The following is a 20593-nucleotide window of genomic DNA, read 5'->3' as shown; positions in this document are numbered from 1 at the left end:
GGAAGGGCTATGACGACTGACTTCTCCGTCGGCGACCATGTCCGGTGGAACTCCGAAGCCGGATACGTCGAGGGCGTCATCATCAGGAAGCACACGAAGGACGTGGAGTTCAAGGGGCGCACACGGCGTTGCAGTGAGAGTGACCCTCAATACGAGATCAAGAGCGACAAGACCGAGCACATCGCGATGCACAAAGGCGATGCGCTGACGAAGCTTTAGGGGGCCGGAATCCCGATGGTCACTCGAGACGAGACGAGCATCATCGACGCGGTCCGGGAGGCAGTCGCTGCCATCCCTCCGGGCTCGGTTGCCTCCTATGGCGATATCGGCAAGAGAATCGGGGCGGGTCCACGGCAGGTGGGCCGAGCGATGAGCCTGCTGGACGACAACGTTCCCTGGTGGCGAGTCGTCTACGCCGACGGAACAACCGCCTCGTGTCACGGCGGTCGTGCACCGGCACTCCTGCTCGAAGAGGGCACCCCCGTGGCCGGGAAGCGGGTTGACATGCAACGCGCTCGGCAAGGATGGATGGACTGACGATCCCTGACGGTGGGTCAGCTCGAGGAGCACCGGGTGCGGCACGTCTATCGGGTGTCGGCGACGGCGCCGGTGCTCGATTCGCTCGAACAACTCGCCGCTCCGCGGCGCGGCGACGTCAGTCCGGCACGGTGATCCGGCCGTCGAGCACCGCCTGCTCGATGCTTGCGCGCAGTTGCGGGCAGCCGTCTCGCAGGGCGCCCGGGGTCGCGTCGTCCCGGAAGTTCGGGCACACCGACGCGGGGTTCTCGCACCACTGCACGCTCGTGTGGTCGAAGCTGTTCTTGCGCACCAGCACGCAGGTGCCGCACTCGCGGCACCGCACCTCGTGCAGGCCCGAATCCAGGTAGTTGATCTTGTCGATGGCGGTCTGCGCGCGGACCGCCTCGACCCGCGCGGGCTGGCCGGCGAAGTCCGGGGCCTTCGCCCACCGGCGCGCCCGGGTCGAGGGATCCATCGTCAGACCTCCGCTTCCTGCTTGCCCTGTTCCTGCTCGGCCTTCTGCCGCGCGAGGTTCTCGGCGACCTCCGCCTGCCACGCCTCGTTGGCCTTGGTGGTGTCCACCTCGTATTCGAAGCGCTGCGTCATCTTCTCGGTGACGTCGGCGACGTCGACGTAGAACTGCTCGTACCAGCGTCGCAGCTGATAGACCGGGCCGTCCTCCTCGCACAGCAGCGGGTTGTCGATCTTGGTCTTGTTCTTCCAGATCTCGACGTCCTGCAGGAAGCCCTCGCCGATGCCCTCGGTGAACTTCGCGGCGAGTTTGGCCGACATCTCGTCGGACATCCCGGTCGGCTTCTTGACGATGATGCCGTACTGCAGCACGAACGAGTCGTGGGTCACGGGGTAGTGGCAGTTGATCAGCACCGACTCGACCTCGTAGCCGCCGTAGCTGTTGGTCATCGGATTGATCATGTAGGAGGGACCGTAGTACGCCGCGAACGACTTCAGCAGCGACTCCATGCCGTACTGGGTGGACATGCCCTTGTCGGGCCGGCCGCGGGTGTTGAGGTACTGCGCGGCGACGTGCCCTTCGAAGACGTTCTTGAAGTAGGTCGGGAACGCGTAGTGGATGTAGTAGAAGTGCGCCATATCCACGACGTTGTCGATGATCTCCCGGCAGTTGGCGCCCTCGATGAGGATCGAGTTCCACGTCCAGTCGGTCCACTCGCCCGACCCGTACTGCTCGATGTCGGGGATCGTGACCTCCGGCGGCGGGGGGTTGCCCTCGGGGTCGTTCCATACGAACAGCTGCCCGTTCTTCTCCATCGTCAGCCAGGAGCGGGTGCGGGCGAGCGGCGGCACGCGACGGGCGTAGGGAATGCCGGTGCACTTGCCGTTGCCGCCCCACCGCCAGTCGTGGAAGGGGCAGGCGACGGAGTCGCCCTTGATCTCGCCCTGCGACAGGTCGCCGCCCATGTGCCGGCAGTAGGCGTCGAGGACCTTCGGGTCGCCCTGGCTGTCGGCCCAGACCACGAGCTTCGTGCCGAAGGCCTCGACGGCGTGCGGCTTGCCGTCCTTGAACGTCCTGGCGAGCCCGAGGCAGTGCCAACCCCGCGCGAAACGCGTGCGGACCTCTCCGACGTCGATCTCGCGAATCTGTGCCATTGTCCCCTCACTTCCCTTCGGTTCATCTAGTAGAACACGTTATAGAATATTGCGGCGATCCGGAAGCGATCCGGGACTTTCGTCCCACAGAAAAGACGCCGACGTGCGGTGATTCCGCGGTCTCGACATGAATGGGAACGTGTTCTAGTCTCGAAGCAAGCGATCATTTCCGGAACAGACGGGAGCGTCCAGTGGGCGACCACGAGAGCCACGAGGTACTGCAGCGGATCGACGCGCTGCTGCCCGCCCTGCGGGAACGTGCACAGGAGACCGAGGATCTTCGCCGCATCCCCGACGACTCGATCAAGGCGCTGCAGGAGACGGGGTTCTTCCGGCTGCTCCAGCCGAAGCAGTGGGGCGGCTACGAGGCCGACCCGGTGCTGTTCTACACGGCTGTCCGCAACATCGCGAGCGCGTGCGGCTCCACCGGATGGGTGTCCGGGATCATCGGTGTCCACAACTGGCACCTGGCCCTGTTCTCGCAGCAGGCCCAGGAGGACGTATGGGCCGAGGACACCGACGTGCGCATCTCCTCCTCCTACGCCCCGATGGGCGCCGGCGAGGTCGTGGACGGCGGCTACCGGGTCAACGGCGCGTGGGCCTGGTCCTCCGGGTGCGACCATGCCACGTGGGTCGTCGTCGGTGGCCCGGTCCTCAAGGACGGCCGCCCCGTCGATTTCGGCAGCTTCCTGATCCCGCGCGCGGACTACGGGATCGACGACGTCTGGAACGTGGTCGGCCTGCGCGGCACCGGGTCGAACACGATCGTGGTCGAGGACGTGTTCGTGCCCCGGCACCGCTTCCTCAGCTTCAAGGCGATGAGCAACCTCACCGCCCCCGGCCTCGAGCGCAACACCGCGCCGGTCTACAAGATGCCTTGGGGCACCATCCATCCCACCACGATCTCCACGCCGATCGTCGGCATGGCCTACGGCGCCTACCGGGCCCACGTCGAGCATCAGGGCAAGCGCGTGCGCGCCGCCTACGCGGGGGAGAAGTCCAAGGACGATCCGTTCTCGAAGGTGCGGATCGCCGAGGCCTCGAGCGACATCGACGCCGCGTGGCGCCAGCTGTCCGGAAACGTCGCCGACGAGTACGCGCACCTCGTCGCCGGCGAGGAGGTCCCGATGGAACTGCGGCTGCGCGCCCGTCGCGACCAGGTCCGCGCCACCGGCCGCGCCATCGCGTCCATCGACCTGCTGTTCGAGAACTCCGGTGCCACCGCCCTCGCCAACGGCACGCCGATCCAACGGTTCTGGCGCGACGCCCACGCCGGGCGTGTCCATGCCGCCAACGACGCCGAGCGCGCCTATGTGATGTTCGGCGCCGGCGAGTTCGGACTGCCGATCACCGACACGATGGTGTAGGGAGACCGAATTGACTGCGACGGAAGAGATCACCTACGAGTCGACGTCCCGGTTCGCTCAGGTGCGCCACGACCTGCGGCTGCACTACCACGAGGCGGGGGTCGGACACGACACCACGATCGTGTTGCTGCACGGCGGCGGTCCAGGCGCCTCCGGCTGGTCCAACTTCGCCCGCAACATCCCCGTGCTGGCCGAGCGCTTCCACGTCATCTGTGTCGACCAGCCCGGTTACGGCAAGTCCGACAAGCCCACCGAGCATCCGCAGTACTTCGTGCACAGCGCCACCGCGCTGAAGGACCTGCTCGACCACCTCGGCGTCGACGGGCGCGTGCACCTGCTCGGCAACTCGCTCGGCGGCGGTGCCGCGGTGCGGTTCGCACTGGACTTCCCGGACCGGGCCGGACGGCTCGTGTTGATGGGGCCGGGGGGATTGAGCGTCAATCTCTTCGCGCCCGACCCTACCGAGGGCGTTAAGCACCTCGGCCGGTTCGCGGCGCCGCCGGAGGGCCCGACCAGGGAGAAGCTCGAGGCGTTCCTCCGGGTGATGGTGTACGACCAGTCGCTGATCACCGAGGAGCTGGTCGAGGAACGCTTCGCCGCCGCGAGCACCCCCGAGTCGCTCGCCGCTGCGCGCGCGATGGGAAAGTCGTTCTCCGGACCGGACTTCGAGCTGGGGATGCTCTGGCGCGACGCGTACAAGCTGCGGCAGCGGGTGCTGTTGATCTGGGGCCGGGAGGACCGGGTCAATCCGCTCGACGGGGCACTCGTCGCGCTCAAGCTCATCCCCCGCGCCCAGCTGCACGTCTTCGGCGGCTGCGGGCACTGGGCCCAGCTCGAGAAGTTCGACGAGTTCAACCGCCTGACAATCGATTTCCTGACCGACCGGAGCGGTCGGGGCGAGCGAAGCGACGGGAGTGTCTGACATGGGTATCCGATCCCTCGCGTATCTGCGCATCGGCGCCACCGACATGGACGCCTGGCGCGAGTACGGGCTGAAGGTGCTCGGCATGGTGGAGGGCAAGGGTGTCCACCCGGACGCCCTGTACCTGCGGATGGACGACTTCCCGGCCCGGCTGATCATCGAGCCGCACGAGAGCGACCGGCTGCTGGTCGCGGGCTGGGAGACGGCGAACGCCGCCGAGCTGCAGGAGGTGCGCGACAACCTCGCGGCCGCCGGGGTCCCGTTCAAGGAGGGCACGGCCGAGCAGCTCGCCGACCGTCGTGTGGACGAGCTGATCGTGTTCCAGGACCCGTCCGGCAACACCCTCGAGGCGTTCCACGGGGTGGCGCTCGAGCACCGCCGCGTGGTCAGCCCGTACGGGCATCGGTTCGTCACCGGCGAGCAGGGACTCGGGCACGTCGTCCTGTCCACCCGCGACGACGAGGAGGCCCTGCACTTCTACCGCGACGTCCTCGGCTTCCGGCTGCGGGACTCGATGCGCATGCCGCCACAGATGGTGGGCCGCCCGGCCGACGGGAAACCGGCCTGGCTCCGCTTCTTCGGGTGCAACCCACGGCACCACAGCCTGGCGTTCCTGCCGATGCCCACGCCGAGTGGCATCGTGCACCTGATGATCGAGGTGGAGAACGCCGACGACGTCGGGCTGTGCCTGGACCGGGCGCTGCGCCGGAAGGTGAAGATGTCGGCGACGCTGGGCCGGCACGTCAACGACCTCATGCTCTCGTTCTACATGAAGACCCCGGGTGGCTTCGACGTCGAATTCGGCTGCGAGGGAAGGCAGGTCAAGGACGAGGAGTGGATCGCCCGGGAGTCCACAGCGGTCAGCCTGTGGGGTCACGACTTCAGCGTGGGGATGCAGCCGTGACCACCCCCGACGACGGTGGGATCGACCCCCGGGTCTTCCGGAACGTGCTGGGCCAGTTCTGCACGGGGGTCACGATCATCACCACCGTCGACGCGGGCGAGCCGGTGGGATTCGCCTGCCAGTCGTTCGCGGCGCTGTCGCTGGAGCCGCCGCTGGTGTTGTTCTGCCCGACGAGGACGTCGCGGTCGTGGTCCGCGATCGAACGATCCGGGCGCTTCTGCGTCAACGTGCTCGCGGAGGAGCAGCAGGACACGTGCGCCCGGTTCGGGTCCCGGGAGCCGGACAAGTTCGCCGGCGTCGAGTGGAGCCCGTCACCGCTCGGCTCGCCCGTCCTGACCGGATCCCTGGCGCACATCGACTGCACCGTCGAGACCGTGCACGACGGCGGCGACCACTGGGTGGTGTTCGGACGGGTGTCCTCGCTCAGCGAGGTGCGCGACGAGAAGGAGCGGCCGCTGTTGTTCTATCGCGGCCAGTACACCGGCATCGAGCCGGACAAGACCGTGCCGGCCCCCTGGCGCGACGACCTCGAGGCGTTTCTCACCAGTACCTCGGAGGACACCTGGCTCTAGGGGGCCGGCACGGCCGGCCGGACGGTTACTCGCCGGGCTGGGGCACCTGGATGCTGTCGGGCAGCTGGTCGCGGGCCCGGTCGAGTTGCTGTTCGAGCTGCTCGACCATGCGGTCGTTGTTGAGCACCGTCACCACACCCGCCACGTAGGCGATCGACAGCACGAGCGAGACGATGCTGAGCACGATGCCCGCGATGGCGACGCCGCGCCCGGTCACGCCGAGGCGACGTGCCGCGCGAAGGCCCACGATGCCGAGCACGAGCCCGACGAGGGACAGCACCAGGCCCACGGGGGAGAGGACGAGCGAGAGCACGCACACCAGGGCGGCGGTGCCGACAGCGAGTGCGAGGGCGGCGGCCACACTCGTCTTGGCCGGCTTCGTCGTCACCCGCTCCTCGAAGGGCGCGGCGGCGGTGGTGGTGCGGTCCGTCACCCGGTCGTCCGTGACCACGCGCTCGCGGCCGGGAACGGGGTCGCGGCCGGGAACTGGGTCGCGGCCGGCAGCACTGGCACCGGCAGGCTCGCGTTCGATCATCGTCGGTCCTCCTGGTCGGGGTGCTGGCCGGGGGCGCCCTCGTCGACGTAGTACTCGGTGGTCACGACCCGCTTGTGGAGTCGCGGGCCGGGCGAGGGGGCGCCGTGTTGCGTTGTGTCACCGGTGCCACCGGGATGCGACGGTGTGGCCGACGGCGGAGCCGAGGTGGACACACCCGGCGCGCCTCCCTGCGGCGTCCGATGGGTCCCCGGCGTCCGGTCGGTGTCCCGCAGCCGATCGGCGTCGGATGTCCGGTCGGTGTCCGGCGTCCGGTCGGTGTCGCGCAGCCGATCGGCGTCGGGCGTCCGGTCGACGTCCGGTGCACGACCGGTGTCGGTGTCGGTATCCGCCCTGTCGTAGTAGCGGTAGAGCTGCGTCTCCTCCTCGGGGGTGAGACGGCCGTCCTCGTCGATGTTCGGGGCGCCGGTCACCGTGTCCTTGTCGAACGGCAGACGGATGTCCTTGCCGTCCAGCTCGGCGACGTCGATCGGCACGAAATGCCGACGGGTGCCGAACAGGCCGGTGACGACGGTGATCCAAGCAGGGTTCCCGGTGCGGTTGTCGAGGTAGACCTCGCCGACCTTGCCGAGCTTGTCGCCGCCGGGTCCGTAGACGGTGGCGCCGACAAGTGCATCGATGTCGCTGTTGTTGATCATGGTGACCTCACCGATCGATTGTGTCTTCGAGTCGGTGGGTGCCCGCTGCGACGGGCGCCGAAACCCGAAGGCCGGATCAGATCGGTTCGGCGTCTCCGAAGGTCATCTGCAGGCGGGGGATCGACGAGGTGAGCAGCGCGCGCCGGGGCAGCCCCAGCGCGCGCAGTTCGCCGGCGATGGGGTGGGTTCCGAGGCGCAGGGTGGCACCGCCGACGCGGCTGCGCACGCCGGCGGGATTCATCGCCCATCCGGTGCGCCGGGTGATCCCGTCCAGATGGGAGTAGGCCGTGACGGAGGCGGCGGCACCACGCCCGGGAACCGCGAGGCCCGGGCGCACCGACAGTTCCGCGATCAGCTGCCCGTCCCGGCTCACCGACGCGCGCTTGACGGCGCCGGCGTGGTCGGCGTCGAAGTCGGCGAGGATCTTGGGGAACCCCCAGATTCCCCGTCCTGCCGCCAGGGTGAACTCGCCGTCGACGGGCAGTTGATGGATCAGGGCACCGGCGCCGCCGCGGGCGAGTTCCCGCAGATCCTGCAGCACGGTACCGCCGCGCCGGCGATGGTCACGAACGAGGAAGCACACGCCGAACTCGTTGTAGGGTCCGAGATCTCCGTCGACGTAGTCCACGAACACCAGGATGCAGATACCGCGCCCCGGGCGGTGGTGCAGCAGTTCGAGTCCCGTGTGATCGATCAGGGCCCGAGCCGGGGCGGCGGGCACCGAGTACATCGCCATGAATGCCGTCGCGGTCCGAATCCGCACCGGCATCTCGATCGGGGTGCCCGAGATCATGTGTGTCGTCACGTCCTGCCCCTCTGCGCGAACCGATCGCGAACCCGCGACCGGCCGGGTCCTGAATGAGAACGTGTTCTACTATTCGTGCTGCGTCCTGGAAGCGCAAGGTGATCGGCGAATACGCCCGGAAACGGGCAGCCGCGTGCCGAGGGGCGCGGCTGCCCGTGCGGGAATCGTCCGTCAGTCCGGCGCGCCGATGTTCATCTCGTCCGGGTGCATGCCGACGCGCGTGCCGTCGTCGAGGGTCGCGATCTCGCTCAGGTCGAGGTCGTCGAGTTCGAAGTCGAACACGTCGAAGTTCTGCGCGATCCGCGCGTCGTGGACCGACTTCGGAATCACGATCAGGCCGTTCTGCAGGTGCCAGCGGATCAGCACCTGGGCCGCGGACTTGCTGTGCCGGTCCGCGATGCGCGTGATGATCGGATCGATCAGCAGCGTGTTCGGCTTGGAATCGCGCCCCCACCCGGAATTGCTGGTACCGCCCAGCGGGCTCCACGATTCGACGGCGATACCGTGGTCGGCCGCGAAGGCGCGGATCTCCTGCTGGGGCAGGTGCGGGTGCAGCTCCACCTGGTCCACGGCGGGCAGCATGCCGCCGCGATCGACGAGCAGCTGCAGGTGGTGCGGCTCGAAGTTGCACACGCCGATCGCCTTTGCCCGGCCGGACCCGGCGATCTTCTCGAGTGCGTCCCAGGTGCGCAGCAACCGGTCGTTGTCCTGCAACGGCCAGTGGATCAGGTACAGGTCGACGTAGTCCGTGCCCAGGCGGCGGAGGCTCTCGTCGAACGCCTTCAGTGCCCGGTCGTAGCCCTGGTCGGCATTCCACAGCTTCGTGGTGAGGAAGACGTCCTCCCGCGGGACCGCGGAGGCCGCGATACCGCGCCCGACGCCCTCCTCGTTCCCGTACGCGGCGGCGGTGTCGATGTGCCGGTAGCCGGCCTCGTCGAGGGCGAAGCGCACGGCGTGTTCGGTCTGCTCGTTGGTGGCCTGCCAGACTCCCAGGCCGAGCTGCGGGATGGTGGTTCCGGAATTCAGCGTGATCACGGGAGTGCTCATCGTCCCAGGCTAACGACTGCCGGATCGCCCCGCGGCCCGAGCGAATGTACCCCTCACTCGATCAGGCCGACGCGATGGTTCATTCGCTCGGGCACGCGGGCGTCACATTCCGATCGCGGCCAGGAACTCGCGCGGCTGCCCGAACAGCTGGGCGGTGCCGTGGGCGCGCTTGAAGTACAGCTGCGCGTCGTGTTCCCACGTGATGGCGATGCCCCCGTGCAACTGGATCGTCTCCGCGGCCACCTGCTCGAACGCCTCCGAGCAGTACACCTTCGCCGCATACGCGTCCTGCGTATCCTGCGACAGCGCCGCCGCGTACGACATCGAGCGCGCGGTCTCCACCAGCGCGTACATGTCGGCCATGCGGTGCTTGAGCGCCTGGAAGGACCCGATGACGCGGCCGAACTGCTTGCGGTTCTTCGTGTACTCCACGGTCAGATCCAGCGCGGCCTGTGCCGCACCGACCTGCTCGGCCGACAGCGCGATCAGCGCGACGGTGCGCAACCGGTCCACGAGATCCGCCGGGCACGCGAGCGGCCGCCCGGTCACCCCGTCGAACCGCACCTGCGCGAGGCTGCGGGTCGGGTCCATCGTCGGCACCCGGCGCCGGGTCACGCCGGTCGCGTGCGGATCCACCTCGAACAGGGCGACGGCGTCCCCGTCGCGCGCGAGCACCAGCAGGGTGCTCGCGACGTCTCCGCCGAGCACGTAGTGCGCGGTGCCGTCGAGCCGGTCGCCGGTCGCGGTCACCCCCGGCGACGACCAGCCCGCCGCCGAGGCCCAGCACACGGCCGCGATCTCCCCGGCGGCGATGCCCGGCAGCAGCCGCGCGCATGCTTCGGTGTCGCCGGACAGCAGCAGCGCCTGCGCCGCGAGCACCGCCGAGCCGAGCATCGGTGACGGCGTCAGTGTCCGGCCGAGTTCCTCGAGCACGACGTGGGTCTCGGCGAGCGAGGCGCCCACCCCGTCGTAGTCCTCGGGCACGGCGAGCGCCGCCACCCCGATCTGCTCGACCATCCGCTCCCACAGGCCGGCGTCGTAGCCCTCGGGCGCGGTGATCGCCTTGCGCACCGCCGACGAGTCGGAGTGCTTGGCGAGCAGGTTGCGCACCGACTCGCGCAGCGCGGCGCGGTCCTCGGTTTCGAACGTCACGACGCCTCCAGCGCGTCGACGATCCGCGCCCGGTGCACGTCGGGCGTGCCCCACGCGGTGACGAGGGCGCGGACCTTCGTCAGCCACAGCGACAGATCGTGTTCCCGGGTGTAGCCGATGGCGCCGTGCACCTGCAGCGCGGTCCGGGCCGCACGGTAGGCGGCGTCGCCGCATGCGACCTTGGCGGCGGAGACGTCCCGCGACGCCTGCGGCAGCCCGTCGCGCACCGACAGCGCCGCGCCGTGCAGCAGCGGCCGGGCCATCTCCAGCGCGACGGCCACCTCGGCGAGGTGGTGCTTGACGGCCTGGAAGGAGCCGATGGCCCGGCCGAACTGCCGGCGCTGCTGCGCGTACTCGGTGGTGCGCTCGAGCAGCGTCCGGCCGAGCCCCTGCAGCTGCGCCGCGGTGGCGAGCGCGCCGAGGTCGAACGCGGCACCGAAGTCGGCTTTGCCCAACGACTCTCCCGCCGAGACGGGGAACAGCCGGCGGGCCGGGTCGACGGACTCGCGCGGCTGCCCGGGGGTGCCGACGGACATGGCCGAGCCGTCGACGTGCAGCACCAGGTCGGCGACGTCGGCGTCGACCGCGAACGGCACGTCCGGAGCGGCGGCGACGGTCGCGAGCGCGCCGGAGGCCAGGGCCGGCAACCGGTCCGGCGCCGCGGCCGCGAGCAGCACCGGGGCGACGGCGACGGTGTCGACGACCGGGCCCGGCACGGCGTGGCGGCCGAGTTGTTCGACGGCGACGACGAGGTCGACCGCGTCGGCACCCACGCCGTCGTGGTCCTCGCCGACGAGCAGGCCGCCGAGCCCGATCTCGGCGAGACGCTGCCACACCTTCAGACCGGGGCCGGTGTCGCCGGCGCTCCACGCGCGGATCACGGCCGGCATGTCGGACTTGGCGAGCAGCGCATCGATACTGGACGCGAAGTCCTCGTGGGAGGAGTCGAGCGCGAATCTCATCGGTCGCCCTTCGGGAGGCCGAGCAGGCGCTCGGCGATGACGTTCTTCTGGATTTCGTTGGTGCCGGCGTAGATCGGGCCGGACAGCGAGAACAGGTAGCCGTCCGTCCAGCCGTCGACCAGCTCGGCGGCGGCGCCCTGCAGGTCGAGCGCCGTCTCGTGGGCGGCGATGTCCCACTCCGACCAGAACACCTTGTTGATGGACGACTCCGCGCCGAGCTGCCCGCCGTCCTGCAATCGCGTGACCGTGCCCCAGGTGGACAACTCGTAGGCGCGCGCGCCGATCCAGGTGTCGGCGACGCGGTTGCGCAGGGCCGCGTCGCCGTGCAGATCCGACGACTTGTACAGCTGCAGCAGCCGGTCGGCGGTGGCGAGGAACCGCCCGGGGGAGCGCAGCGACAGGCCGCGCTCGTTGGAGGCGGTGCTCATCGCGACCCGCCAGCCCTCGTTCACGCCGCCGATGACCCCGGACGCGCCGGGGTCGGCGGGATCGTCGGGCACGAACACGTCCTCGAGGAAGATCTCGGCGAAGCCGGGCTCGCCGTCGAGCTGGTCGATGGGCCGGACGGTGACGCCCTCCGCGCGCAGGTCGAACATGAAGTACGTGATGCCCTTGTGCCGCTGCGCTTCCGGGTCGGAGCGGAACAGGCCGAAGCCCATGTCCGCGAAGGACGCCCGGGAGCTCCACGTCTTCTGCCCGTTGAGCAGCCAGCCGCCGTCGACGCGGGTGGCCGTCGAGCGCAGCGACGCGAGGTCGCTGCCGGACTCGGGTTCGGACCAGGCCTGTGCCCAGATGTCGTCGGCGCGCGCCATGCGGGGCATGATGCGGGCGAGCTGGTCGGGGTGGGCGTGCTCGAACAGGGTGGGGGCGAGCAGGAAGATGCCGTTCTGGCTGACGCGTCCGGGTGCCCCGGCGCGGTAGTACTCCTCCTCGAACACCACCCACTGCAGCAGCGAGGCGTCGCGGCCGCCGAGTTCCTCGGGCCAGGACACCACGGACAGCCGGGCGTCGGCGAGGGTGCGTTCCCACCGCCGGTGCTCTTCGAAGCCCTCCGCGGTGTCCATCGACTTCAGTGGGGTCTGCGGGACGTGCTCGGCGAGGAACGCGCGGACCTCGTCGCGGAAGGCGAGGGTTGCGTCGTCGAACTCGAGATCCACTACTTCGCTCCGTCCTGGGCCGTGGGGCCCGCGTTGCTCGCGGGGGCGGGGCGGGCGCTCGCCGCCATCGACTTGGCGTTCATGCCGCCGAGGGAGTCGGTGCCGACCTCGGCGTTGTGGGCGTGGGCGAAGTGGTGCAGGCCGAACACCGAGTCCATGCCGTTCCGCATGCCCATCTGGTCCTCGCACTGGTTGACGGCGCGCTTGGTCAGGGCCAGGCCGAACCGCGGCATCTCGGCGATACGCGCGGCCAGGGCGAGGGTCTCCTCCTCGAGCTTCTCGCGCGGCACGACGCGGTTGACCATGCCGACCTCGTACGCGCGCTGGGCGCCGAAGCGGTCGCCGGTGTAGAGGATCTCCTTGGCGAAGCGGGTGCCGAGGACCCACGGGTGGGCGAAGTACTCCACTCCGGGAATGCCCATGCGCACCACGGGATCGGAGAAGAACGCATCCTCCGACGCGACGATCAGGTCGCACACCCAGGCGAGCATGAGGCCGCCGGCGATGCACGCGCCCTGCACCATCGCGATCGTCGGCTTGGGGATCTCCCGCCAGCGGCGGCACATGCTCAGGTACACCTCCATCTCGCGGGCGTAGCGCTGGTCGCCGCCGGGCTTGTCGACGTGGTCCCACCACATGACGGCCTTGTTGTCGTAGTGCACGTGGTGATCACGCCCGGGGGTCCCCAGGTCGTGGCCGGCGGAGAAGTGCTTGCCGTTGCCGGCGAGCACGATCACCTTCACCTCGTCGTCCTCGACGGCCCGTTCGAACGCGGCGTCGAGGGCGTAGGTCATCACCGAGTTCTGCGCGTTGCGGTAGTCCGGCCGGTTGAGGGTGACGATCGCGACGCCGTCGCGCACCTCGTAGGTGACGACGTCGGGTTCGTAGGGGACGGTCATGACTTCTCCTCACGCAGAATGTTTTTCAGAACCTTGCCGGACGGGTTGCGGGGCAGGTGCCCGGTGAAGCGGACCGAGCGGGGCACCTTGAAGTTGGCCAGCTTCTCCTTGCAGAACGCGATCACGGCCTCCTCGGTCAGGCCGCTGCCCTCGAGGGCGACGACGTACGCGCGGCCGACCTCGCCCATGCGCTCGTCGGTCACACCGATGACCGCGACCTCGTGTACGCCGGGCAGGCGCATCAGCGCCGCCTCGATCTCGGCGGGATAGACGTTGAACCCGCCGCTGATGTACATGTCCTTGAGCCGGTCGGTGATGTCGAGGTAGCCGCGTTCGTCGAGGGTGCCCACGTCGCCGGTGTGCAGCCAGCCGTCGGCGTCGATCGTCTTGGCGGTGGCCTCCGGGTCGTCGAGGTAGCCGAGCATCACGTTGGGGCCCCGCAGCAGGATCTCGCCCTTGTCGCCGATGCGGACCTCGAAGCCGGCGGTGGCGCGGCCGGAGGAGGTGGAGACGGTGACGGGATCGTCGTCGGTGCGGCACATCGTCGCGACCACGGCCTCGGTCTGCCCGTACGCGGTGAGCACCGCGTCGAAGCTCAGTTCGTTCTGCATGCGTTCGACGAGCGCGACGGGCACGGGTGCGGCCCCGGTGACCGCGATCCGCAGGGACGACATGTCGAATTCGTCGCGGCGGGGGTGGTCGAGGATGCTCTGGTAGATCGTCGGCGCTCCGGGCAGCACGCTGATCCGCCGGTCGGCGACGGTGGCCATCACCTTCTCGACGTCGAACACCGCCATCGGCACGACGGTGCTGCCCGCGAGCAGCGCCGCGACGAAACCGGCCTTGTATCCGAAGCTGTGGAAGAACGGGTTGATGACGAGATAGTTGTCGTCCGGCGTGAGTTCGGCGCAGTCCGCCCACGCCCGGGCGACCCCGATCAGCTGCCGGTGGGCGCTGAGCACACCCTTGCTCCGCCCGGTGGTGCCGGAGGTGAACAGGATGTCGGAGACGTCGTCGGGGGAGACGGCCCGCGCGCGCGCGTCGGCTTCGGCGCGCGCGTCCTCCGTCGCCGAGGCGAGGAACTCGTCCCAGTCCACCACGCCGTCGGCGGGGGCATCGGTCCCACCCAGCGGGACCCGCACGACGGTGGGAAGGTGCAGTTCCGGCGCCGCGGCGCGCAGGGCCGCGTACCGGTCGGTGCCGAGGAAGTCCCCGGCAACGACGAGGGCGCCGGCGTCGATCCGGTCGAGGATGTCGTGCGCCTCGTCGCCGGTGTATCGGGTGTTGACGGGGACGACGATGCCGCCGGCCCAGTGGATCCCGAGCGCGGCGACGATCCAGTGGTGCGTGTTGGGCGACCAGATCGCGACGCGTGCGCCGGGCCCGACGCCGTGGGCGACGAGGGCGGCGGCGAATTCGCGGACGTGGTCGCGCAGTTGTGCGAACGTCGGTTGCACGTCGCCGTCGACGATCGCGGTCCGGTCGGCGTGCGCCGATGCGGCGCGTTCGAGGGCCGCCGGTGTGGTTCTCGGTTGTGCGGTCACGGAGCTCCCTACCTAGCAAGTGCTTGGTAGGTTATCGTACAGACGTGCATCAGAGCGAGAGACTGGACGACACGGGTTTCGACAACGCCGCGTTCGCCGCCACGGTCCGGCAGTGGCTGGAGGACAATCTGACCGGCGAATTCGCCGAGCTGAAGGGCAAGGGTGGCCCGGGCAGCGAGCACGAGTACTTCGAGCAGCGCCTGGCCTGGGACCGGCATCTCGCCGCCGCCGGATGGACCTGCATCGGCTGGCCGGCCGAGTACGGCGGACGCGGCGCCACCCTCGAACAGCAGGTGATCTTCCACGAGGAGTACGCGAAGGCGAACGCGCCGGCCCGCGTGAATCACCTCGGCGAGGAACTGCTCGGGCCCACCCTCGTCGCCTTCGGTACCGAGGACCAGAAGCGCCGCTTCCTGCCCGGCATCCGGAACGTCACCGAACTGTGGGCCCAGGGCTACTCCGAGCCCGGCGCCGGTTCCGACCTGGCCAACGTCGCCACCACCGCCCGGCTCGAGGACGGCAAGTGGATCATCAACGGCCAGAAGGTGTGGACGTCCCTCGCGCACGTCGCACAGTGGGCGTTCGTGGTCTGCCGCACCGAACCCGGCTCTTCCCGGCACCATGGCCTGAGTTTCCTGCTCGTGCCGCTCGATCAACCGGGCGTCACGGTCCGGCCCATCCAGCAGCTCACCGGCACCTCCGAGTTCAACGAGGTCTTCTTCGACGACGCCGTCACCGACGCCGACCTCGTCGTCGGCGCCCCCGGCGACGGGTGGAAGGTCGCGATGGGACTGCTCACCTTCGAGCGCGGCGTCTCCACCCTGGGCCAGCAGATCGGCTTCGCCCGTGAGCTGCAGGGCGTCGCCGACCTCGCCGCATCCAACGGTGCCGCCGAGGATCCGCACATTCGCGAGCGGATCGCGCGCGCCCGCATCGGCCTGCGCGTGATGCGCGCCCACGCCGTGCGCACCCTCGGCGAGGCCGACCCCGGCCAGGCGTCGGTGGCAAAGCTGCTGTGGGCCAACTGGCACCGCGACCTCGGCAAGCTCGCGATGGACGTGCAGGGCCCGGCCTCGCTCGTCGGGCCGGAGCACGACCATGCCGGCAACCCGTCGGTGCTCTCGGATCCCGAGCATCTCGAGCTCGCCGAGTGGCAACGGCTGTTCCTGTTCACCCGCGCCGACACCATCTACGGCGGATCCAACGAGGTCCAGCGCAACATCATCGCCGAGCGCGTGCTCGGCCTTCCCCGAGAGGCCCGTCCGTGACCACTTCCCCCCTCGCCACGCCGCCCGTCGAGACCCCGGGCCACGGCCTGCTCGCCGGCAAGAAGGTCGTCGTCACCGCCGCCGCCGGCACCGGCATCGGTTTCGCGACCGCCCGTCGCGCCCTGCTCGAGGGCGGCGACGTGCTCGTCTCGGACTTCCACGAGCGTCGGCTCGAGGAGACGGTCGACAAGCTCGCCGCCGAGTTCCCGTCGCAGCAGGTCGACGCCCTCGTGTGCGACGTCTCCTCCACCGAGCAGGTCGACGCGCTGATCACCGGCGCCGCCGACCGGCTCGGGCGCATCGACGTGCTGGTCAACAACGCCGGCCTCGGCGGTGAGACCCCGGTGGTCGACATGACCGACGAACAGTGGGACCGCGTCCTCGACATCACCCTCACCAGTACCTTCCGCGCCACCCGCGCCGCGCTGCGCTACTTCCGGTCGGCCGGCCACGGCGGCGTCCTCGTCAACAACGCCTCGGTGCTCGGCTGGCGCGCGCAGCACTCGCAGGCGCACTACTCGGCCGCCAAGGCCGGCGTGATGGCGCTGACCCGCTGCTCGGCGATCGAGGCCGCCGAGTACGGGGTCCGGATCAACGCCGTCGCCCCGTCGATCGCGCGGCACGCCTTCCTCGCGAAGGTCACCAGCGAGGACCTGCTCGACCGGCTCGCCGCCGACGAGGCGTACGGGCGGGCCGCGGAGGTCTGGGAGATCGCCGCGACCATCGCCATGCTCGCCAGCGACTACACCACGTACCTGACCGGCGAGGTCGTCTCGATCTCCTCGCAGAGGGCCTGACCCGTGCGCGGTTCCGGTAGCCGCCGCCACCGGAACCGCGCACGGCAGCCTGAAAGGATGCCTCCATGACTCCTCCCAGAGACGATGCTGCCAAGTCCGGGCGTCGCGCCGAGTTGCTCGATATCGCCGCTCAGCTGTTCGCCTCGCGCGGGGTGCGTGCCACCACCGTGCGCGACATCGCCGACGCCGCGGGCATCCTGTCGGGCAGTCTCTATCATCACTTCGACTCCAAGGAGTCGATGGTCGACGAGATCCTGCGGGGATTCCTCGACGACCTGTTCGGCCGCTACCGCGAGATCGTCGCCTCGGGGGCGGACTCCCGCGCCACCCTCGAGGCGCTCATCACCGCGTCGTACGAATCGATCGACAAGTCGCACGCCGCGGTCGCGATCTACCAGGACGAGGCCAAGCGGCTCGTGGAGAACGAGCGGTTCTCCTACATCTCCGACCTCAACACCGAATTCCGCGACCTGTGGGTGGGGGTGATCGAGCGCGGCATCGCCGACGGCACGTTCCGGCCGGACGTCGACGTCGAACTCGTCTTCCGGTTCCTGCGCGACACCGTGTGGGTGGCCGTGCGCTGGTACCGGCCCGGCGGCACCCTCACCGCCGACAAGGTGGCGCAGCAGTACCTGTCCATCGTCCTCGACGGACTTGCCAACCCCTGAACCGACCTTCCCCGGAACCGACTAGGAGTCCCTCATGACCGAGGCATACATCGTCGACGCGGTACGCACCCCGATCGGCAAGAAGAACGGCGGCCTGTCCGCCGTCCACCCGGCCGACCTGGGCGCGCACGTGATCAAGGCGATCGTCGACCGCACCGGCATCGACCCGAGCGACGTCGACGACGTCGTCTTCGGCTGCGTCGACGCCATCGGTGGCCAGGCCGGCAACATCGCCCGCACCGCGTGGCTCGCCGCCGGCTACCCGCAGCACGTTCCCGGCGTCACCGTCGACCGGCAGTGCGGGTCGAGCCAGCAGGCCCTGCACTTCGGTGCGCAGGCCATCCTGTCCGGCACCGCCGACCTCATCGTCGCCGGCGGCGTGCAGAACATGTCGCAGATCCCGATCTCCGCGGCCATGATCGTCGGGCAGCAGTACGGCTTCGACACCCCGTTCGGCGGTTCGACCGGCTGGACCGAGCGCTACGGCGACCAGGAGGTCTCGCAGTTCCGCGGCGCCGAGATGATCGCCGACAAGTGGGATCTCAGCCGCGAGGACCTCGAGCGCTGGGCGTTGCAGAGCCATGAGCGGGCCAAGGCGGCCATCGCCGAGGGCCGGTTCGAGGGCGAGATCGTCCCGCTCGGCGACGCCACCGTCGACGAGGGACCCCGCGAGACGAGCCTCGAGAAGATGGCGTCACTCGCGACGCTCGTCGAGGGCGGCCGGCTCACCGCCGCCATCGCCAGCCAGATCTCCGACGGTGCCTCGGCGGTGCTGCTCGCCTCCGACGAGGCCGTGCGCAAGTACGGCCTGAAGCCCCGCGCCCGGATCCACCACCTCAGTGCCCGCGGCGACGACCCGATCTTCATGCTCAGCGCGCCCATCCCGGCGACGCAGCATGCGTTGGAGAAGACCGGCCTGAGCATCGACGACATCGACCTGATCGAGATCAACGAGGCCTTCGCCCCCGTCGTGCTGGCCTGGATCAAGGAGATCGGCGCCGACCCGGCCAAGGTCAACGTCAACGGCGGCGCCATCGCGCTGGGCCACCCGCTCGGCGCCACCGGCACCAAGCTGATGGCGACTCTGCTGAACGAGCTCGAGCGCCGCGAGGGTCGCTACGGCCTGCTGACGATCTGCGAGGGCGGCGGCACCGCCAACGTGACGATCATCGAGCGGGTGTAGACAGGCGGCTGCGCCGCCGGTGTGTCCCTTGGGCTGTCAGGGCAGCCCAAGAGACACACCGGCGCGTCAGCGCAGGGTCGGATCGGTGACCCGGTCGCTGCTGCCGGCGGTGCGGAACACGTGGTCGGCGAGGTCGGCGAGCGGATCGGCGGGCAGGACGTGGACGATCTGCTCGTGGACGATGCCTCCGTCCGGGCACCAGACGAGCACGCGCCGCGGTCCGGGTGCGACGCCGTGGGCGACCATCGAACCGGACGGTTCGACGGGCAGGCTGCGGGTGTGGCCGTCCGCATCGGGATCGACACGGCAGCTCTCCGGATGGACGGGCACACCGTGCACCGTCACCTTCACCCGCTCCCGGCCCGCGACGACGTCGGCGGTGGGCCCCGCCTGCGCCGTCGCCGGGACGGCCAGGGCCGCAACGATCGTGGACAGCGCCGCCGCCGTGACGCCTGCGGAACCGAATCTCATGGTTTCTCCCTCCCGTGCGGGCCTCTCCCACCCGCCCGGCTCAGCCTACGACACGGGTGGGCGCCGGCTCAGGACCGCAAGGACACCCGGGCGTGTAGTCCCTCCGGCATGAGGGTGAGCCGTTCGGCCACCTTCAGCCGGTAGGCGGGGTCCATCGCCAGGTCGTAGCGGCGCAACAGGGTTCCCAGCACGAGCGTGGCCTCGTGCAGCGCGAACTGCCTTCCTATGCAAGCGCGTTCGCCGGTGCCGAACGGTTTGTACACGTGCGCGGGCCGGGCCCGGACCCGTTCGGGCAGGAAGCGGTCGGGGTCGAACTCGTCGGCGTCGTCGCCCCAGACCGCCGGGTCGCGGTGCACCGCGGGCAGCAGCACGAGCACCCAGTCGCCGGCACGCATCCGGTATCGGCCGGCGAGGGTGGTGTCCACCCTCGCCTCCCGCGCGTACGCGGGCGCGGTCGGCCACAGGCGCAGCGCCTCGTCGAGCACCCGGCGGGCGTAGCGCAGCTTGGCGATCTGCTCGAATGCGGGCTCGCCGTCGCCCCAGATCTCCTCGACCTCCGCCCGTGCCCGCGCGTAGGCCTGTGGGTCGCGCATCAGGTAGTAGAGAGCGAACGACAATGCGCCCGAAGTTGTTTCGTGACCGGCGACGAGGAAGGTGAGCACCTGGTTGCGGATGTTGATCTCGTCGAGCTTGTTGGGATCGTCCTCCCGTGCCGCCCGCAGCATCAGCTCGAGCAGGTCGTCGGGGGCGGGGCCGGGGGCGTCGCGCCTGCTGTGGATCACCGCGTCGACGACGTCGCGCATGTGCGCCCGGTCGAGGTCGTACTGCCGCTTGGCGGCGGGGAAGAGGAAGCGCCCGACGACCGGCACGGTGCGCAGCATGCTGCGCTGCGAGAACGAGAGTCCGCCGACCATCGCCTCGACGAACGGGTGCCGCGCCGCACGCTCGAACGGCTCGAACGAGTAGCTGAAGCCGCTGCGGCCGATGGTCTCCAGCGTCAGCTTCGTCATGTCCGCGGCGATGTCCACGTCGCCGCCGCTGCGCGCCGTACGGTCCCAGTGTGCGACGAGCTGGGCGGTGACGTCGAGCATCGTGGCGTGGTACCGGCGCATCGCCTGCTGGGTGAACGCGGGCATCAGCAGCTCGTGCGCGCGGCGCCAGTTCGGTTCCTCGTTGAAGGCGGTGAACAGCCCGTCGCCGCCGATCGCGCGCAGGGCCTCCACACCCGGCGCGAGGTGCTTGGCGAAGCGTTTCTCGTCGGACAGCTCGGCCGTGAGCTCGCCGGAGCAGACGAACACGAAGCGGCGGCCGAAGGCCGTGCGCTCGAACACCGGGCCGAGGGCCTTGTGGATTGCCATCGAGTTCTGCACCGGGGTCTCGAGCGACATGCCCAGGACGTCGCCGACGAGGGGGAGACGTTTCGGCGGGCGCGGAATTTCTGTGTCGAACACCCGTGACGTGGCCATGGCCATGCTCCGACCCCCAGTTATTGAATCCGTGTACAGTAATCACGCTACGCCGGGACGGACGGGTGTCAAG

General features: G+C 69.8%; 24 protein-coding genes. 11 read left to right on the top strand and 13 right to left on the bottom strand.

Annotation, left to right across the window (positions count from 1 at the left end):
- The first annotated feature begins 9 nt into the window (after window positions 1–9).
- From G6039_RS05960 to G6039_RS30975, 3 genes are read left to right on the top strand one after another with little or no spacing between them, the layout of a single operon-like run.
- Window positions 10–219 (top strand): hypervirulence associated TUDOR domain-containing protein, encoded by a 210-nt coding sequence (locus tag G6039_RS05960; protein ID WP_029540900.1) that lies wholly within the window; start codon window positions 10–12, stop codon window positions 217–219.
- A 15-nt stretch (window positions 220–234) separates the two neighbouring features.
- On the top strand, window positions 235–537 hold the full coding sequence (locus tag G6039_RS05955) for an MGMT family protein (protein ID WP_006937742.1): 303 nt from the start codon (window positions 235–237) through the stop codon (window positions 535–537).
- 12 nt (window positions 538–549) lie between these two features.
- Complete coding sequence (locus tag G6039_RS30975; RefSeq protein ID WP_006937749.1) at window positions 550–672, top strand: hypothetical protein; 123 nt, start codon at window positions 550–552, stop codon at window positions 670–672.
- Here G6039_RS30975 and G6039_RS05950 read toward each other — a convergent pair.
- On the bottom strand, window positions 656–994 hold the full coding sequence (locus G6039_RS05950) for a hypothetical protein (RefSeq protein WP_006937751.1): 339 nt from the start codon (window positions 992–994) through the stop codon (window positions 656–658). The two genes, G6039_RS30975 and G6039_RS05950, sit on opposite strands and share 17 nt — an antisense overlap.
- Window positions 995–996: 2 nt before the next feature.
- The gene (locus G6039_RS05945) at window positions 997–2145 is read right to left on the bottom strand and encodes a 3-ketosteroid-9-alpha-monooxygenase, oxygenase component (protein ID WP_029540927.1); all 1149 of its coding nucleotides are present in this window, start codon (window positions 2143–2145) and stop codon (window positions 997–999) included.
- Window positions 2146–2336: 191 nt separating this feature from the next.
- On the opposite strand from G6039_RS05945, the gene hsaA reads away from it, so the two are divergent.
- Genes hsaA through hsaB form a run of 4 tightly spaced genes read left to right on the top strand, consistent with a single transcriptional unit; the run spans window position 2337 to window position 5910 of the window.
- Window positions 2337–3512, top strand: coding sequence for a 3-hydroxy-9,10-secoandrosta-1,3,5(10)-triene-9,17-dione monooxygenase oxygenase subunit (gene hsaA / locus G6039_RS05940; protein ID WP_006937755.1), 1176 nt, complete (start codon window positions 2337–2339; stop codon window positions 3510–3512).
- A 10-nt stretch (window positions 3513–3522) separates the two neighbouring features.
- Complete coding sequence (gene hsaD / locus G6039_RS05935; RefSeq protein ID WP_006937757.1) at window positions 3523–4434, top strand: 4,5:9,10-diseco-3-hydroxy-5,9,17-trioxoandrosta-1(10),2-diene-4-oate hydrolase; 912 nt, start codon at window positions 3523–3525, stop codon at window positions 4432–4434.
- Window position 4435: 1 nt separating this feature from the next.
- Complete coding sequence (hsaC, locus tag G6039_RS05930) at window positions 4436–5338, top strand: iron-dependent extradiol dioxygenase HsaC (protein ID WP_006937760.1); 903 nt, start codon at window positions 4436–4438, stop codon at window positions 5336–5338.
- Window positions 5335–5910 (top strand): 3-hydroxy-9,10-secoandrosta-1,3,5(10)-triene-9,17-dione monooxygenase reductase subunit, encoded by a 576-nt coding sequence (gene hsaB / locus G6039_RS05925; RefSeq protein WP_029540935.1) that lies wholly within the window; start codon window positions 5335–5337, stop codon window positions 5908–5910. The genes hsaC and hsaB overlap by 4 nt, the downstream gene beginning before the upstream one ends.
- Window positions 5911–5935: 25 nt before the next feature.
- Here hsaB and G6039_RS05920 read toward each other — a convergent pair whose 3' ends face one another.
- The 9 genes from G6039_RS05920 to fadD3 form a co-directional block, all read right to left on the bottom strand.
- The gene (locus tag G6039_RS05920; RefSeq protein WP_006937762.1) at window positions 5936–6445 is read right to left on the bottom strand and encodes a DUF4190 domain-containing protein; all 510 of its coding nucleotides are present in this window, start codon (window positions 6443–6445) and stop codon (window positions 5936–5938) included.
- Window positions 6442–7101 (bottom strand): PRC-barrel domain-containing protein, encoded by a 660-nt coding sequence (locus G6039_RS05915; RefSeq protein ID WP_043797525.1) that lies wholly within the window; start codon window positions 7099–7101, stop codon window positions 6442–6444. Before G6039_RS05915 ends, G6039_RS05920 begins: the two co-directional genes overlap by 4 nt.
- Window positions 7102–7177: 76 nt before the next feature.
- A complete protein-coding gene (locus G6039_RS05910; protein WP_043797523.1) occupies window positions 7178–7894 on the bottom strand; it encodes an acetoacetate decarboxylase family protein in 717 nt (238 codons plus the stop codon).
- 183 nt (window positions 7895–8077) lie between these two features.
- Window positions 8078–8953 (bottom strand): aldo/keto reductase, encoded by an 876-nt coding sequence (locus G6039_RS05905; protein WP_043797522.1) that lies wholly within the window; start codon window positions 8951–8953, stop codon window positions 8078–8080.
- Between the two features lie 102 nt (window positions 8954–9055).
- Window positions 9056–10105, bottom strand: coding sequence for an acyl-CoA dehydrogenase family protein (locus G6039_RS05900; RefSeq protein WP_043797521.1), 1050 nt, complete (start codon window positions 10103–10105; stop codon window positions 9056–9058).
- A complete protein-coding gene (locus G6039_RS05895) occupies window positions 10102–11067 on the bottom strand; it encodes an acyl-CoA dehydrogenase family protein (protein ID WP_043797520.1) in 966 nt (321 codons plus the stop codon). Before G6039_RS05895 ends, G6039_RS05900 begins: the two co-directional genes overlap by 4 nt.
- A complete protein-coding gene (locus G6039_RS05890) occupies window positions 11064–12224 on the bottom strand; it encodes an acyl-CoA dehydrogenase family protein (RefSeq protein WP_006937775.1) in 1161 nt (386 codons plus the stop codon). Before G6039_RS05890 ends, G6039_RS05895 begins: the two co-directional genes overlap by 4 nt.
- Window positions 12224–13123, bottom strand: coding sequence for an enoyl-CoA hydratase (locus G6039_RS05885; protein WP_043797518.1), 900 nt, complete (start codon window positions 13121–13123; stop codon window positions 12224–12226). The genes G6039_RS05890 and G6039_RS05885 overlap by 1 nt, the downstream gene beginning before the upstream one ends.
- On the bottom strand, window positions 13120–14667 hold the full coding sequence (gene fadD3, locus G6039_RS05880; protein ID WP_043797516.1) for a 3-[(3aS,4S,7aS)-7a-methyl-1,5-dioxo-octahydro-1H-inden-4-yl]propanoyl:CoA ligase: 1548 nt from the start codon (window positions 14665–14667) through the stop codon (window positions 13120–13122). Before fadD3 ends, G6039_RS05885 begins: the two co-directional genes overlap by 4 nt.
- Window positions 14668–14711: 44 nt before the next feature.
- On the opposite strand from fadD3, the gene G6039_RS05875 reads away from it, so the two are divergent.
- From G6039_RS05875 to G6039_RS05860, 4 genes are all read left to right on the top strand, one after another.
- Window positions 14712–15935, top strand: a complete 1224-nt coding sequence (locus tag G6039_RS05875; RefSeq protein ID WP_006937778.1) for an acyl-CoA dehydrogenase family protein — start codon at window positions 14712–14714, stop codon at window positions 15933–15935.
- Entirely contained in the window at window positions 15932–16732 is an 801-nt protein-coding gene (locus G6039_RS05870) for an SDR family oxidoreductase (protein WP_043797513.1), read from the top strand. Before G6039_RS05875 ends, G6039_RS05870 begins: the two co-directional genes overlap by 4 nt.
- A 65-nt stretch (window positions 16733–16797) precedes the next feature.
- Complete coding sequence (locus tag G6039_RS05865) at window positions 16798–17400, top strand: TetR/AcrR family transcriptional regulator (protein ID WP_043797511.1); 603 nt, start codon at window positions 16798–16800, stop codon at window positions 17398–17400.
- 34 nt (window positions 17401–17434) lie between these two features.
- On the top strand, window positions 17435–18583 hold the full coding sequence (locus tag G6039_RS05860; protein WP_043797509.1) for an acetyl-CoA C-acetyltransferase: 1149 nt from the start codon (window positions 17435–17437) through the stop codon (window positions 18581–18583).
- A gap of 66 nt (window positions 18584–18649) precedes the next feature.
- On the opposite strand, the gene G6039_RS05855 is transcribed toward G6039_RS05860, so the two are convergent.
- The gene (locus G6039_RS05855) at window positions 18650–19054 is read right to left on the bottom strand and encodes a hypothetical protein (RefSeq protein WP_043797507.1); all 405 of its coding nucleotides are present in this window, start codon (window positions 19052–19054) and stop codon (window positions 18650–18652) included.
- A 68-nt stretch (window positions 19055–19122) separates the two neighbouring features.
- Window positions 19123–20520: a cytochrome P450 gene (locus G6039_RS05850; RefSeq protein ID WP_043797504.1), complete on the bottom strand. Its 1398-nt coding sequence runs from the start codon at window positions 20518–20520 to the stop codon at window positions 19123–19125.
- Window positions 20521–20593: the final 73 nt, after the last annotated feature.

Origin of the sequence: Rhodococcus aetherivorans, assembly GCF_011058165.1 — a bacterium.
Lineage (GTDB): Bacteria > Actinomycetota > Actinomycetes > Mycobacteriales > Mycobacteriaceae > Rhodococcus > Rhodococcus aetherivorans.
The sequence above is the reverse complement of the archived record's forward strand: the minus strand, read 5'-3'. Positions and strand labels throughout refer to the sequence as shown.